This is a genomic window from Burkholderia diffusa, from assembly GCF_001718315.1.
In the GTDB taxonomy this organism is placed as follows: Bacteria; Pseudomonadota; Gammaproteobacteria; order Burkholderiales; family Burkholderiaceae; genus Burkholderia; species Burkholderia diffusa_B.
Genome location: NZ_CP013364.1, coordinates 498,332 through 512,088, shown reverse-complemented (window position 1 = coordinate 512,088; position 13,757 = coordinate 498,332). Strand labels below are relative to the sequence as shown.

The 13,757-nt window shown below is 67.1% G+C and carries 11 protein-coding genes; 6 read left to right on the top strand and 5 right to left on the bottom strand.

Going from position 1 to position 13,757, the window contains the following annotated elements; all coding sequences use genetic code 11:
• Nucleotides 1-205 precede the first annotated feature (205 nt).
• Nucleotides 206-1,219 (bottom strand): LacI family DNA-binding transcriptional regulator, encoded by a 1,014-nt coding sequence (locus WI26_RS29010; protein WP_069228127.1) that lies wholly within the window; start codon nt 1,217-1,219, stop codon nt 206-208.
• A 234-nt stretch (nt 1,220-1,453) separates the two neighbouring features.
• Between WI26_RS29010 and WI26_RS29005 the strand changes: the two genes are divergently transcribed.
• The 6 genes from WI26_RS29005 to WI26_RS28980 all read left to right on the top strand — a co-directional run bounded on the left by WI26_RS29005 (nt 1,454) and on the right by WI26_RS28980 (nt 9,101).
• Entirely contained in the window at nt 1,454-2,608 is a 1,155-nt protein-coding gene (locus tag WI26_RS29005; protein WP_069228126.1) for an ABC transporter ATP-binding protein, read from the top strand.
• Between the two features lie 61 nt (nt 2,609-2,669).
• On the top strand, nt 2,670-3,908 hold the full coding sequence (locus tag WI26_RS29000) for an ABC transporter substrate-binding protein (RefSeq protein WP_069228125.1): 1,239 nt from the start codon (nt 2,670-2,672) through the stop codon (nt 3,906-3,908).
• 102 nt (nt 3,909-4,010) lie between these two features.
• Nucleotides 4,011-4,928: a carbohydrate ABC transporter permease gene (locus WI26_RS28995; RefSeq protein WP_059510519.1), complete on the top strand. Its 918-nt coding sequence runs from the start codon at nt 4,011-4,013 to the stop codon at nt 4,926-4,928.
• Nucleotides 4,929-4,939: 11 nt separating this feature from the next.
• Nucleotides 4,940-5,791: a carbohydrate ABC transporter permease gene (locus WI26_RS28990; protein WP_059510518.1), complete on the top strand. Its 852-nt coding sequence runs from the start codon at nt 4,940-4,942 to the stop codon at nt 5,789-5,791.
• Nucleotides 5,792-5,827: 36 nt separating this feature from the next.
• Nucleotides 5,828-7,798, top strand: a complete 1,971-nt coding sequence (locus tag WI26_RS28985) for a beta-galactosidase (protein ID WP_069228124.1) — start codon at nt 5,828-5,830, stop codon at nt 7,796-7,798.
• 4 nt (nt 7,799-7,802) lie between these two features.
• The gene (locus WI26_RS28980) at nt 7,803-9,101 is read left to right on the top strand and encodes a sugar efflux transporter (RefSeq protein WP_069228362.1); all 1,299 of its coding nucleotides are present in this window, start codon (nt 7,803-7,805) and stop codon (nt 9,099-9,101) included.
• 44 nt (nt 9,102-9,145) lie between these two features.
• On the opposite strand, the gene WI26_RS28975 is transcribed toward WI26_RS28980, so the two are convergent.
• The 4 genes from WI26_RS28975 to WI26_RS28960 all read right to left on the bottom strand — a co-directional run bounded on the left by WI26_RS28975 (nt 9,146) and on the right by WI26_RS28960 (nt 13,597).
• Entirely contained in the window at nt 9,146-10,303 is a 1,158-nt protein-coding gene (locus tag WI26_RS28975; RefSeq protein ID WP_069228361.1) for a glycoside hydrolase family 53 protein, read from the bottom strand.
• Between the two features lie 182 nt (nt 10,304-10,485).
• The gene (locus tag WI26_RS28970; RefSeq protein ID WP_059510516.1) at nt 10,486-11,064 is read right to left on the bottom strand and encodes a DUF4337 domain-containing protein; all 579 of its coding nucleotides are present in this window, start codon (nt 11,062-11,064) and stop codon (nt 10,486-10,488) included.
• A gap of 224 nt (nt 11,065-11,288) precedes the next feature.
• Nucleotides 11,289-12,377 (bottom strand): aldose epimerase family protein, encoded by a 1,089-nt coding sequence (locus WI26_RS28965; protein WP_069228123.1) that lies wholly within the window; start codon nt 12,375-12,377, stop codon nt 11,289-11,291.
• Between the two features lie 26 nt (nt 12,378-12,403).
• Entirely contained in the window at nt 12,404-13,597 is a 1,194-nt protein-coding gene (locus WI26_RS28960; protein WP_069228122.1) for a XylR family transcriptional regulator, read from the bottom strand.
• Nucleotides 13,598-13,757: the final 160 nt, after the last annotated feature.

Here is a 13,757-nt window from a genome sequence, read left to right as displayed (position 1 = left end):
GCCGGTTTAGTGATGGACGATTTGGTAGTCGATCTGTTTGTGATGTTCGTTTCGTGATCCAAAGCGATCGGGCAGCGCGTTTCAATTGATGTCGGGCGTTATGCGCGAGCGGGTTGCTGCCACCGTTCCAGCGCAGTTTTCATATCGATCGATTCGTTCGTTGCGGTCGACGCATTCCCGGGCGGCCGCGAACGCGCAACGTACGTCAATCCGGCGCCGCCGCCGTCGATTCCCGCACCACGAGCTCCGGCGCTCCGATCGTATGCACGGCCGCGGCCGGCTCGACGCCGTCGATCATGTCGAGCGTCAGCGCGATCGCTCGCGCGGCGATCTGCGACGTCGGGAACCGCACCGTCGTCAGCGCGGGGCGGAACTGGTGCGCGAGCTGGATATCGGTCATCCCGACCACCGACAGATCGGCCGGTACACGCAGCCCGAGATCGGCGGCGGCCTGCATCGCTCCGATCGCCATCAGGTCGTTGGTCGCGAACAGCGCGGTGAGGCCGGGCTTCTCGCGCAACAGCGCGGTGGCCGCTTCGTAGCCGCCTTCGATCGAATCATGTGCCGACACCGTCGTCAGCGCGTCGGCCCGATGGCCGCGTGCCGTGAGCTCGTCCGCGAAACCGCGCAGCCGTATCGACTGCGGACCGCCCGACCCCTTGCCGACGAGCGCGCCGAACGCGCGATGCCGCAGCCCGGAGAGGTGTGCGGCCGCCAGCGCGCCCGCAGCAGCGAAATCGACGGTCACGCACGGCAGCGTGCGCGATGCATGCACGTGTTCCCACATGCACAGCACGATCGATGCGCCGTGGCGCGCGATGTCGGCGAGTTCGGCTTCCGTGAGATCGGTGTTCATCACGATCGCGCCGGCCGCGAGCGTCCCCGCGATCCGCTCGAGGTAGTTGCGCGTGATCGCGGGATCATCGTCGGTATTGGACACCAGCAGGTAATGGCCGCGCTTGCGCGCCTCGCGCTCGGCGGCCAGCACGAATTCCGGATAGAACGGGTTCGTGATGTTCGACAGCATCAACGCGAGCGTGGACGTGCGGCCCTCGGCCAGCGCCCGTGCGGTCAGGTTCGGCCGATAGCCGAGCTCGCGGATCGCCGCCATCACGCGCTCGACGGTCGCCGGCTTCACCTTCTGCGGATTGCGCAGCACGTTCGAGACCGTCGCCGCGGTGACGTTCGCGCGCTGCGCGACTTGCGCGAGCGTCACCATATAGAGCCTCGGGACGGAGGGGCAACGCTGCGCGAGGAAAGGGAAGCGTGAGAGTATCTGCTCATATTCTGGGAGTGCGTCCCACAAGTTGCACAGGGACAGGCGATACGCTAATTTCTCGACACATCAGATCAAGGAGACGACATGGTACGGCGAACCGGGCGAATTGCACCATCAAAATTTAAGCGTTTAAATTTTGTAACCCGAAGCGCCTGACCAGGAGAGGAGAGCGCGATGACCGCCATTTCATTGAAGGACGTCTCGAAGCGCTACGGCGATCACGCGCCGGTGCTGCGCGACGTGAACCTCGAGATCGCGTCGCACGAATTCTGCGTGTTTCTTGGTCCGTCGGGTTGCGGCAAGTCCACGTTGCTGCGGATGATCGCCGGGCTCGAGGACGTGACCGAAGGCGAGTTGCGGATCGGCGGCGCGCGGATGAACGACACGCCGCCCGCCGAGCGCGGCGTCGCGATGGTGTTTCAGAGTTATGCGCTGTTTCCGCACATGACCGTGTTCGACAACATCGGTTTCGGGCTGCGCATCGCCGGCACGCCGAAGGACGAGATCCGGCGTCGCGTGACCGAAGCCGCGCGCGTGCTGCAACTCGAAGCGCTGCTCGATCGCAAGCCGAAGGCGTTGTCGGGCGGCCAGCGGCAGCGCGTCGCGATCGGCCGCGCGATCGTGCGCGAGCCGCGCGTGTTCCTGTTCGACGAGCCGCTGTCGAATCTCGACGCGACGCTGCGCGGCCAGACGCGTGTCGAAATCGCCCGCCTGCACGCGCGCTTCACGCAGTCGAGTTCGGTCTACGTCACGCACGACCAGATCGAGGCGATGACGCTGGCCGACCGGATCGTGCTGCTGCACGCGGGCGACGACGTCGCGCGCTTCGGCAGCATCGCGCAGGCCGGTGCGCCGCTCGAGCTGTATCACCGGCCGGCCAACCGCTTCGTTGCGGGCTTCATCGGCTCGCCGCGGATGAACTTCCTGCCGGCCGTCGTCGAAGCGGGCGATGCGCACGGCTGCCGGCTGCGGCTGGAAGGCACCGGCGAAACGCTGACGCTACGCGATCGGCCGCTGCCGCGCCACGTCGGCAGCGGTGCGCGCGTGACGCTCGGAATTCGTCCCGAGCATCTCACGGTTGCCGCGTCGGGCGATGCCGACCAGCCGGCAATCGTCCGCGACATCGCGCTCGTCGAGCAGCTCGGCGAAGCCGCCTACGTGCATCTCGACCAGCCAGGCGGCATGCCGTTGCTCGCGAAACTGCCGGGCCAGGCCGCATTGCGGCGCGGTGAGCGGCATGCGTTTCGCATGTCGCCGTCGCGCTGTCACGTGTTCGACGAGGCCGGCATCGCATTGCCGGCCATCCACGCCGAAGCGGCGTTCGCATAGCGGTGCAATGCCGACCTGCCGCGCGATGCGGCACCCATCACACCAATACCAGGAGACAACGATGAGACTTCGTGCGAGCCGACTGCTGCTTGCCTTGACTATTGCCGCCGCGTTCACTGCGCAGACGGCCGACGCGGGCACGCTCAAGGTGAACGTCGCCGCGCGCGGCAACCAGCGCGCGACGTGGCAAGCGGTGTTCGACCAGTTCCACAAGGCGAATCCCGACGTCGACCTGAAGATCAGCTACGTCGGCGAGGAGGCGTACAAGGTGCAGATGTCCGGCTGGCTCGCGACCGATCCGCCCGACGTGCTGAGCTGGAACAACGGCGAGCGGCTCGCGTATTTCGCGAAACGCGGGCTGATCGAGGACCTGAGCGCGGACTGGCAGAAGAACGGCTGGTACGACACGTATGCGGCCGTCAAGCAGTCGTCGACCTACGGCGGCAAGCTTTACAGTTTGCCGCTCGGCTATGACGCATATGGGTTGTTCTACCGCAAGGACCTGTTCGAGAAGGCCGGCATTCACGGCGAGCCGGCCGACTGGCCGCAGTTTCTGGATGCATGCCGCAAGCTGAAGGCGGCCGGCATTGCGCCGATCGCGGTCGCCGCGCGCGATGCGTGGACGCTGGCCGCGTGGTTCGACTACCTCGACTTGCGGATCAACGGCTACGCATTCCACCAGAAGCTGATGGCCGGCGACGTCGCGTATACCGATCCGCGCGTGAGGGCCGTGTACGCGGCATGGAAGAAGCTGATCGACGACAAGTATTTCATCGACAACGCGCTGTCCTACGACGTCGATTCGCTGAGCCCGCTGATCGTCAACGGCCAGGCCGCGATGACGCTGATGGGCACCTGGTATTCAGCGGGCCTGCTGAGCGCGACGCGCAACCCGATCAGTTTCTTCCGCTTCCCGGTGATCGACGCGTCGGTGCCGCTTGCCGAGGATGGTCCGGTCAACGTGATGATCGTGCCGGCGAAGGCGCACAACAAGGCGGATGCACGTCGCCTGCTCGCGTTCATGGGGCAACCGGCGGTCAACGGCGAATTCGCGAAGGGAATGGGGCAACTGCCGTCGAACAACAAGGCGCCCGAGCCGCAGGACCCGATCTCGAAGATCGGCTTCCGCACCCTCGCGACCACGCCGGGCGGCATCGCGCAGTTCTACGACCGCGACATGACGAAGGAAATGGCGGACGAGGGGATGAAGGCGATGCAGCAGTTCCTGTCCGACCCGACGCAGCTCGACGCGATCCTGCAGCGGCTTGAGCAGACTCGCAAGCGCATCTATCGGAAGTGATGCACCGCGCGCCGGGCCGGCGAACACCGGCCCGGCCCGGCGCGTCGGCGTCACCGTCGCGCCCGTTTCGTCAGTTACGTCCGTTTCGTCGAAGGTCACCTCATGTCAACCAGCTTGTCCGAAAGCGCCGTGCGCCGCGAAGCCGGCCCGCGGCGGCATGCGCGTGCGTCTCTTGCGCGCCGGCGCAACCGCGCGGCGCTGCTGTTCGTGCTGCCGGGATTCGCGCTCTTCACCGTGTTCGTGCTGTATCCGATCGTCAGCAGCATCTGGCTGAGCTTCCATCACTGGGACGGGATGACGCCGATGACCTACGCAGGGCTCGACAATTATCGCGAGCTGCTGCAGTCCGATACGTTCTACGTCGCGCTCAGGAACAACGTGCTGTGGCTCGTGCTGTTCCTCGCCGCGCCGCCGCTCGGACTTGCGCTGGCGCTGTACCTGAACCAGAACGTGTTCGGGATCCGGCTCGTGAAGTCGCTGTTCTTCGCGCCGTTCGTGCTGCCGGGCGTCGTCGTCGGCCTGGTGTTCTCGTGGTTCTACGATCCAACGTTCGGACTGCTGAAGCTGATCGTCGGGCACGGGATCCCGGTGCTCGGCGATCCGCGTTATGCGACCTACGGCGTGATCGCCGCCGCGCTGTGGCCGCAGATTCCGTTCTGCATGATCCTCTACCTGACCGGGCTCACCGGCATCAACGGCGAGATCGTCGAGGCGGCGCGAATGGAAGGCGCGCGCGGCTTCACGCTGCTGTGGCACGTGATCCTGCCGCAGTTGCGGCCCGCGACCTTCATGGCGGTGGTGCTGACCGTGATCGGCGCGCTGCGCAGTTTCGACCTGATCTCCGTGATGACGGGCGGCGGCCCGTTCGACAGCTCGACCGTGCTCGCGTACTTCATGGTCGACCAGGCGATCAAGTACTACCGCGAAGGCTATTCCGCCGCGATCGCGGTCGTGCTGTTCGCGATCATGCTCGTCTATATCGTGTGGCAGCTGCGCAAGCTGGTGCGCGTCGAATCGTAAGGACCGCGAAAATGTACCCGATGCCCGTGTCCCGCTGGGGACGTCCCGCCCGCTGGCTGTACCGGCTGTCGCTGCCGTGCGCGCTCGCGCTGTGGCTCGTGCCGCTGCTCGCGGTACTCGTCACGTCGGTCCGCTCGACCGACGAGATCATGGCCGGCCACTACTGGGACTGGCCGAAGCAGTTCGCGCTGGCCGAGAACTACGGCGCCGCGCTCACGCAGACGCCGATGCTGCATTACTTCGCGAACAGCATCCTGATCACGGTGCCGTCCGTCGCCGCGTCGATCCTGCTCGCGTCGCTCGCGGGGCACGCGCTCGCGAACTACCGGTTCCGCGGCAATCTCGTGCTGCTCGGGTTGTTCGTCGCCGGCAACTTCGTGCCGATCCAGATCCTGATGATCCCGGTGCGGCAGATCATGCTCGGCGTCGGCCTCTATAACACCGTGTGGGCGCTCGTGCTGTTCCATACCGCATTTCAGACCGGCTTCTGCACGCTGTTCCTGCGCAACTTCATCCGCGAGCTGCCGTTCGAGCTGATCGAGGCCGCGCGCGTCGAAGGCGCGTCCGAGTGGGCGATCTACTGGCGTGTCGTGCTGCCGCTCGTGCGGCCGGCGCTCGCCGCCCTCGCGATCCTCGTGTTCACGTTCGTGTGGAACGACTACTTCTGGGCGCTATGCCTCACGCAAGGCGACGACGCGGCGCCGATCACGGTCGGCGTCGCCGCGCTCAAGGGGCAGTGGACGACCGCCTGGAACATCGTGTCGGCAGGCTCGGTGCTCGCCGCGCTGCCGTCGGTGCTGATGTTCTTCGCGATGCAGAAGCATTTCGTCGCGGGGCTCACGTTCGGCGCGACGAAAGGCTGACCTGTCCAATTCTCATTCTTCTGCAAGGAATCCACGATGCATCTCGGTGTTTGCTATTACCCCGAACACTGGCCGCGCGAACAATGGGCTCGCGACGCGAGGCGGATGGCCGAACTGGGCCTGAGCCGCGTGCGGATCGCCGAATTCGCATGGAGCCGGATGGAGCCGGAGCCTGGCCGCTATGACTGGGCGTGGCTCGACGAAGCGATCGACACGCTCGCCGGTCAGCAGTTGAAGATCGTGCTCGGCACACCGACCGCCGCGCCGCCGAAATGGCTCGTCGATCGCCATCCGGAGATCCTGCCGGTCGGCGCGGATGGCGCCGTGTGGCAGTTCGGGTCGCGCCGCCATTACGACATCGCGAGCCCCGTGTATCGCGAACACTGCGTGCGCATCGCGGACGCGATGGCACGGCGCTACGGTGCGCATCCGGCGGTGATCGCATGGCAGACCGACAACGAGCTCGGCTGTCACAACACGCTGCCGAGCTATACGCGTGCGGCGCTCGAAGGATTTCGCGCGTGGCTCGCCGTGCGCTACGGCGACATCGGCGCGCTGAACCGTGCGTGGGGCAATGTGTTCTGGAGCATGGAATATCGCGGTTTCGACGAGATCGAATTGCCGCGCCATACGCCGACCGATGCGAATCCCGCACATCTGCTCGACTTCCGCCGCTATCAGTCGGACGAGGTCGCGCGGTTCCACGCCGTGCAGGTCGATGCGATCCGTCCGCACGCGCCGGGTCGCGACGTGCTGCACAACTTCATGGGCTTTTTCACCGAGTTCGATCACCATGCGTTTGCGCGCGGCGGTCTCGATGTCGCCGCGTGGGACAGCTACCCGGTGCCGCGCACCGAAGTGCTGCCGCTCGACGAAGCGGACAAGCGACGCTGGGCTCGTACCGGCCACCCGGACGTTTCGGCGTTCTCGCACGACCTGTATCGCGGTGTCGGCAACGGGCGGATGTGGGTGATGGAGCAACAGGCCGGGCCGGTGAACTGGGGGCCGTACAACCCGGTGCCGCACTCCGGCGCGGTGCGGGTGTGGACGTGGGAAGCGTTCGCGCATGGCGCGGAACTCGTGTCGTATTTCCGCTGGCGGCAGTATCCGCATGCGCAGGAGCAGTTGCACTCGGGGCTGAATGCGCCGGACGACCGGCTGTCGCCGGGTGGCCATGAAGTCGCGCGCGTCGCCCGCGAGCTGGCCGCGCTGGATGTGGGGCTCGTCACCGGCGCGCGCGAGCCGGCTCGCGTCGCGCTGCTGTTCGACTACGAGGCCGACTGGATGATCCGGATCCAACCGCACGGCGCCGACTTCGACTACCAGCAGCACGCATTCGACTGGTATCGCGCGTTGCGCGAACTCGGCCTCGACGTCGACATCGTCGCGGCCGATGCCGACGTGTCGCGTTATGCACTCGTCGTCGCGCCGACGCTGCCGGTCGTCACGGATCGTATCGCCGAGCAGGCCGCGCGCGGCGATGCGCACTGGCTGTTCGGGCCGCGCACGGGCTCGCGCACGGCGCAATTCGCGATCGCGCCGGGGCTCGCGCCCGGCAAGCTGCGCGACGTGCTGCCGGTGCGGATCGGCCAGGTCGAGTCGCTGCGGCCGTCGCTCAAGCCGCGCGTCACGTTCGACGGCGTCGACGGCCACGTGCTGAAATGGCGCGATCACGTCGACATGGAATCGGCGACCGGCATCGATGTGCTCGCGGCATGCGACGACGGCGTACCCGCGCTCGTGCGGCGCGGCCGCGTGACGATGGCGACCGCCTGCTTCGACCACGCGCTGTTGCGTGCGATCGTCTCCCGTTGCGCGCGTGACGCCGGACTGCCGGTGCGTGCATTGCCGGACGGCGTGCGCTTGCGCCGGCGCGGGCGTGTCGTGTTCGCGCTCAACTATGGCGACGCGCCGTGCGCGCTGCCGGCGCCGGACGGTGCGCGCTTCGTGCTCGGCGGCCCGGAACTCGGCGCGGTCGACGTCGCCGCATGGGTCGAGCCGGACTGACGCGATGCAATCGCCGCGGTCGCTACAGTCGCATTTCGCGCGCCTCGCCGGGATCGCGCATTTCCTGCCGCTGTCCGCCGCGGCGCTGATGCTTGGCGTCGCGATGTCGTTTACGGCGCCGTACCTGTCGCTGTTCGGCGTGGAGGCGGCGGGGATGTCGCCGTTTCTCGCGGGCATCTTCATGACGCTGATCGCGGCGAGCGGTGTCGTCGCCAGCACGTGGGCCGGGCGCTGGTCGGATCGCCGCGATCGCCACAGGCCGTTGCTCGTCGTCTCGCTCGCGGCCGCCGCGCTCGGTTTCGCGCTGTTGTGCGTGCTGCGCGCGCACGGGCCGGTGATCGCGGCCGGCACGATCCTGCTCGGCGCGGGGGCCGTGTCGCTGTCGCAGATCTTCGCGTTCGCGCGCGCGGTGCTGCCGGTCGACGACGATGCACAGCGCGAACTGGCGTCGGCGGCGCTGCGCACGATGCTGTCGGTTGCGTGGGTGTTCGGTCCCGCGCTCGGCGCGCTGATCCTCGCGCAGACGGGTTTTACAGGGCTTTTTCTCGCGGCATCCGCGGGTTTTGTCGGATGCGCGGCGATCGTCGCGCAGATTCCCGAACCGGCGCGGCGGCCGGCTGCGGCGCATGCGCGCGCTGTGGATCGCGCTGCGCCGCTACCCGACGATACCCGTGCGGAGATCGTCGTCGCACCGCGCGCAAGCGTGCGACGCACCCTCGTCGCGCTCACGCTGATGGGACTCGCGGCGAACGCGACGATGATCGTGCTGCCGCTGTACATCGTGCGTGGGCTCGGCGGATCGCCGGGCAACGTATCGGCCGCGCTGGGGCTTGCCGCGTTGCTCGAGATTCCGATGATGCTTTGGCTCGGCATCCGATCGACGCGGCTCGACAAGGCGCGCTGGCTGACTGCGTGCGCGGCCGTGCATGCGGTGTATTTCATCGGACTCGCTGCCGTGACGCGCGTGAACATGATCCTGCCGCTTCAACTGCTGAGCGCATGCGTGGTCGCGATTACGTCGTGCCTCGGAATGACGCGCGTGTGCGACCTGATGCCGACGCGTCCCGGCACCGCGACCGCGATGTTCTTCAGCACCGCACGCGTCGGCTCGATCGCATCGGGCGTGCTGTCGGGCGCGTGCGTCGATCTGTTCGGTTATCGCGCGACGTTCGCGGGGTGCTGCGGGCTCGCGCTCGTCGCATTCGTGTTGCTCGGCCGGGACGCGCGCGGCGAACGGGGCGGTGCGAATGGCACAAGCAGCATGACGGCGTCTGCCCGACGCCGCTTCGATGCACCGCACTGACGCGGGATGCGTCGGTGCGGTGATGCCGTGACACTGCGAATGCGTCAGCGCCGGCGATACGCGTCGAGCGACGACAGCGCGTTGCCGTGGAAGTCGAACAACGTGTTGTTGTCCCATTGATCGCCCGCGCCCAGCTTCCAGCCGACACCCGGCGTCGGGATCCATTCCGGTTCCCACCAGAACACGCCCTTGCCGCGATTGCCCGGCACGCCCTTCACGATATCGACGACCGCCGCGAGGAACTGCGCCTGGCCGGCCGGCGACGGCGGGAACGCGGTCGAACCGGTGTTCGTCATCGCGTTCGGTTCCGAGTCGCCGTCGCTGGTGGTCCACGGATACGCGGTCTCGACGACGATCAGTTCCTTGTCGTAGCGCACCGCGAGGTCGTTCGCATTGTTGCGCAGGTCGTCGAGCGAGCCTTGCCACTGCGGGTAGTACGACAGGCCGATCACGTCGAACGCGACACCGCGCTGCGTCGCGCTATCGAACCACCAGCGGCTTTTCGCGTTGTCGCCGCCGCTGTCGATGTGCAGCATCACCTTGATGCGCGGATCGACGGCCTTCACTGCGTCGCGCCCGGTCTTCAGAAGCTGCGCGAGGTTGTCCCACTGATCGTAGCGGCCGAGCGGCCAGAGCATGCCGCCCGTGATCTCGTTGCCGATCTGCACCCACTCGGGACGCACGCCGGCACGCTGCAACTGTCGCAGCACGTCGGTCGTGTAGGCCGACAGCAGCGCGCACGTATCGGCGAGATTCTTGCCGGCCCATGCGTGCGGCGGATATTGCTTGCCGGGGTCGGCCCACCAGTCGCTGTAGTGAAAATCGATCAGGATGCGCATGCCGAGCGCGGCCGCGCGCTGCGCGAGTGCGACGACATGGGCCGCGTTGTTGTAGCCGGCCGCATCGCTCTGGTTGGCCGGGAAGAATTCCGGATTGCCGGGGTCGTTCCATACCTTGATGCGGATCGAATCGACGCCGTGCGCGTGCAGGATCTTCAGGCAGTCGCGCGGGTGCCCGCGGTCGAAGTATTGCGCGCCGTGCGCCTCGAGCTCCGGCAGCGTCGACACGTCGGCGCCCATCGCGAACGGGGCGCCCGCGGCGCGCGCGGCGCCTTGCGCGACGGTCGGCAACGTACCGGCCAGGTCGACGCATGCGAGCGCCGCGGTCGAGATACTCCAGCGCAACATCGATCGTCTGTTCATCGTCATCCTCCAGTATCGGGCCCGGTCGATCGATCGCAGGATCGCGGGCTTCGTCGGTTTAAGCGCTTAAATTTCAGCCTCGATTCGAGGCGGAATCGAGCGTAGCGCAGCCGTGGATGCCGATGCAAAGAACATGTGCGTTGCCTACTATCTGGCGAAGACCGTGTCGGCCTCGCCGTCAATCAAACGCCAAAGAACGCCAACCCCGCGATCACAATGCCGATTGCGGCCACGCCGATCGACAGGCCCTGCATCCATGAACGGCGCGTGAGGATCGTGATCGCCGCAAGTGCGATCGAGATCTGGATGATGGTCGTCGCCTGCGACCATCGATGGTGCCGGTGCATCCGCGCCTCGCTCGCCGCGTTGTTCTTCTCGACTTCCTTTTCGAGCGCCTCGGCATGTATGCGGATCGGCTCCTTTTCGGCGCGGTATCGCGCGGCGTCCGTCTCGAACCGTTTGCGTTGCGGCGACGCGTCCGGGCTCAACGCCGCACCGAGTTCGGCGAGGTTCTGCTTGTTGCCCTTCGCTTGATAGTAGGCCCACTGGTTCGCCGCCTCGGTTTTCCGGATTGCGGCGTCGTTCTTGTAGAGCAGCGCGAGGCTCTCGTCGGCACCGCTCTGGTAGGCGGATATCGCTCCGAAGCAGGCAAGCACGGCCGTCAGCACCGCGATGCGCGACGTACCTTGATCGTTGCCGTGTGGCGCGTGATGCTCCATCGCATGGTCGTGAGGACCATGAACTTCGTATTCTTCAGACATCCGTGACAAACCCGCAAGAGTTGAATGAATCGATCGCCGGCGGACCGCGCGCGGACGCTCGATCGCACGTGCGAGTCTGACACAGGTTGGTGCGCCGGCGAAGCCTTCACGCGGCGGGCCAACTTTGGGCGGAAGGTGCCCGGATCGATCCGGTATACCGGCTTGCGCGATTTACCCCGTGGTCTCCCGCGCGGCCGTGCTGACGGGGTGCGTATCCGCTGCCGCTACGCCCGAATGCCCACCCGATACCGCGTCGTCTGGCGGTAGGTCTCACCGGGATGAAGGATGGTTTCGTCGCGCAACGTGTCCATGTTGACCTGGTTCGGATAGAACCCGGCCTCGACGCACAGCGCCGCGTGTCGCCCGCACGGGATGCCGCCGGCCACGCGCAAGCCATCCAGATAGTTGCCCGTATAAAGCTGCAGCCCGCGCTGATCCGTCGATACGGCGAGCTCCCGCCCGCTTTCCGGATCGTAGATCGATGCGACGGGCCGCACGCCGCGCGCAGGGTCGCGCAGCACGTAGCAATGGTCGAAGCCGCGCCCGCGCGCGAGCTGCGCGTGAGGCCAGTCGAGCCGGGCGCCGATCGGCGCGCTGTGCCGGAAATCGAATGCCGTGCCGGTCACGTCGGCCGTGCCGGTCGGGATCAGCGCGTCGTCGACTTCGACGAACGCGTCGGCGTCGATCTGCAGCAGGTGGCCGCGCACGTCGCTGCCCGCGCGTCCGCTGAGGTTGAAGTAGCTGTGATTCGTGAGATTCAGCGGCGTCGGCGCATCGGTTCGGGCCGAATAGTCGATCGTCAGCGTGCCGTCATCGTCGAGCACGTAGCGCACCTGCACGCTCACGTTGCCGGGGAATCCCGCATCGCCTTCCGGCGAATCGAGCCGCAGCGTCAGCCCGCGGTGGTCGTCGATCACGTCCCAGCGCGCGCGATGAAAGCCGCTGGCGCCGCCGTGCAGCAGATTGCCGTTCTCGTTGCGGTCGAGCGTGTAGTCGATGCCATCGAGCGTGAAGCGCGCACCCGCGATCCGGTTCGCCCAGCGGCCGACCGTCGCGCCGAGGTACGCACCCGATTCGACGTACTCGGCCGGTGTGTCGTGGGCCAGCACGATATCGGCGAAGCGCCCGGTGCGGTCGGGGGCGAGCCACGACACGACGGTCGCGCCGAGATCGCTGACGACGACGCGCATCCCGTGCGCGTTGCGCAGCGTGTAGCGCCGCACCGGATCGCCGCCGGGCAGCGTGCCCCACGGTTCGGACGGAATGCGGCCGACATCGGATGCCGGGCGGGGGGAGTCGGTGTCGATATGCATGAGTGGGTCGCTCGTGGGCGGTGAATTCAGTGAGCCGACGCCGCGCGTTCCTGGTATTCGCGCGGCGTGCAGCCGAGTTCGCGGCGGAACACCGCGTACATGTATTGCAGCGACGTGAAGCCGCAGCGGATCGCGACTTCCGCGCTCGACGCATTGCGGCCGGCGAGCAGCGCCTGCGCCGCCTCGATCTTGTGACGCAGGATTTCCTGGTGCACGGTGCGCTGCAGCTCGCGCCGGAAGTGCTCTTCGAGCAGCGAACGCGACACGCCGACATAGTCGGCGACCTGTTCGGTCTTGATTCCCTGGCACGCGTACTGTCGGATGAAATGCCGTGCGCGCATCACGTGCGGGCTCGCGAGCGGCTGGTGGCGCGTCGATTCGAGCACGTTGATGCCGACTGGTGGTACGAGGATGCGCTGCCCGGGAAATCTTGCGCCGCGCAACATCCGGTGCAGCAGGTGCGCGGCGGTGCGGCCCATTTCTTCGGTGCCCTGGATCACCGACGACAGCGGAATGCGCGTCAGCGTGCGCGTGAGCGGATCGTTGTCGATGCCGATGATCGCGACCTGTTCCGGCACCGCGATGCCGGCCAGCAGGCACGCCTGCAGCAGATGCCGCGCACGCGCATCCGTGACCGCGATCACGCCAACCGGCTTCGGCAGCGCATGCAGCCAGTCGATCAGCTGCTCGATCGCATGATTCCACCCCGACGCGCTGGTCGACACGCCCCGGTAGATCGGCGCGTCGAGCCCGTCCGCGCGCGCGAGCCGGTCGAACGCGAGCTCGCGCTGCTGCGCCCACCGGTTCTCCTGCGCGACCGGCAGGCTGTACATCGCGAAATGCGCGAGCCCTGCGCCGATCAGGTGCGTATGGGCGAGCGACACGAGCTTCGGGTTGTCCGTCGCAATATATGGGACGCCGTCCGGGTACTGCGCCGGATCCTCGTACGACGAGCCGACCGCGACGATCGGCAGCGGCGAACCGGCAAGCGCGTCGGCGACGGCCGGATCGTCGAAGTCCGCGATGATGCCGTCGCCGTCGAAGCGTTCGATGCCGGCGAGCCGGCAGCGGAAGTCGTCTTCGAGGAACAGATCCCACACGACGCGCGTCGTGTGCAGGTACTGGCCGATGCCGCTGATGATCTCGCGGTCGTAGACCTTGTTCGCGTTGAACAGCAGCGCGATGCGGTGCGGCGTCTGGGCGGAAGAGGCACGGGTCATGTCGGTCTCGTGGCGGGGCGTCGCTCGGGCGTCTCGCCGTTGTCTCCGGGGCGCGCGGGCGGTGCCGCGCGGTTCTCTGGTGTCCGGCGATTGTAGGACGGAACGCAGGCCGCGCGCAGCGGCTGGCAAGAAACGTTAAGCGTGCTGCGCAATTTCGCAA

Coding starts and splice junctions, on each gene's coding strand:
- WI26_RS28970 (WP_059510516.1), bottom strand. CDS start 11,064: ATGTCTGAAGAATACGAAGTTCATGGTCCTCACGACCATGCGATGGAG.
- WI26_RS28995 (WP_059510519.1), top strand. CDS start 4,011: ATGTCAACCAGCTTGTCCGAAAGCGCCGTGCGCCGCGAAGCCGGCCCG.
- WI26_RS29005 (WP_069228126.1), top strand. CDS start 1,454: ATGACCGCCATTTCATTGAAGGACGTCTCGAAGCGCTACGGCGATCAC.
- WI26_RS28975 (WP_069228361.1), bottom strand. CDS start 10,303: ATGAACAGACGATCGATGTTGCGCTGGAGTATCTCGACCGCGGCGCTC.
- WI26_RS28985 (WP_069228124.1), top strand. CDS start 5,828: ATGCATCTCGGTGTTTGCTATTACCCCGAACACTGGCCGCGCGAACAA.
- WI26_RS28960 (WP_069228122.1), bottom strand. CDS start 13,597: ATGACCCGTGCCTCTTCCGCCCAGACGCCGCACCGCATCGCGCTGCTG.
- WI26_RS29010 (WP_069228127.1), bottom strand. CDS start 1,219: ATGGTGACGCTCGCGCAAGTCGCGCAGCGCGCGAACGTCACCGCGGCG.
- WI26_RS28965 (WP_069228123.1), bottom strand. CDS start 12,377: ATGCATATCGACACCGACTCCCCCCGCCCGGCATCCGATGTCGGCCGC.
- WI26_RS28990 (WP_059510518.1), top strand. CDS start 4,940: ATGTACCCGATGCCCGTGTCCCGCTGGGGACGTCCCGCCCGCTGGCTG.
- WI26_RS28980 (WP_069228362.1), top strand. CDS start 7,803: ATGCAATCGCCGCGGTCGCTACAGTCGCATTTCGCGCGCCTCGCCGGG.
- WI26_RS29000 (WP_069228125.1), top strand. CDS start 2,670: ATGAGACTTCGTGCGAGCCGACTGCTGCTTGCCTTGACTATTGCCGCC.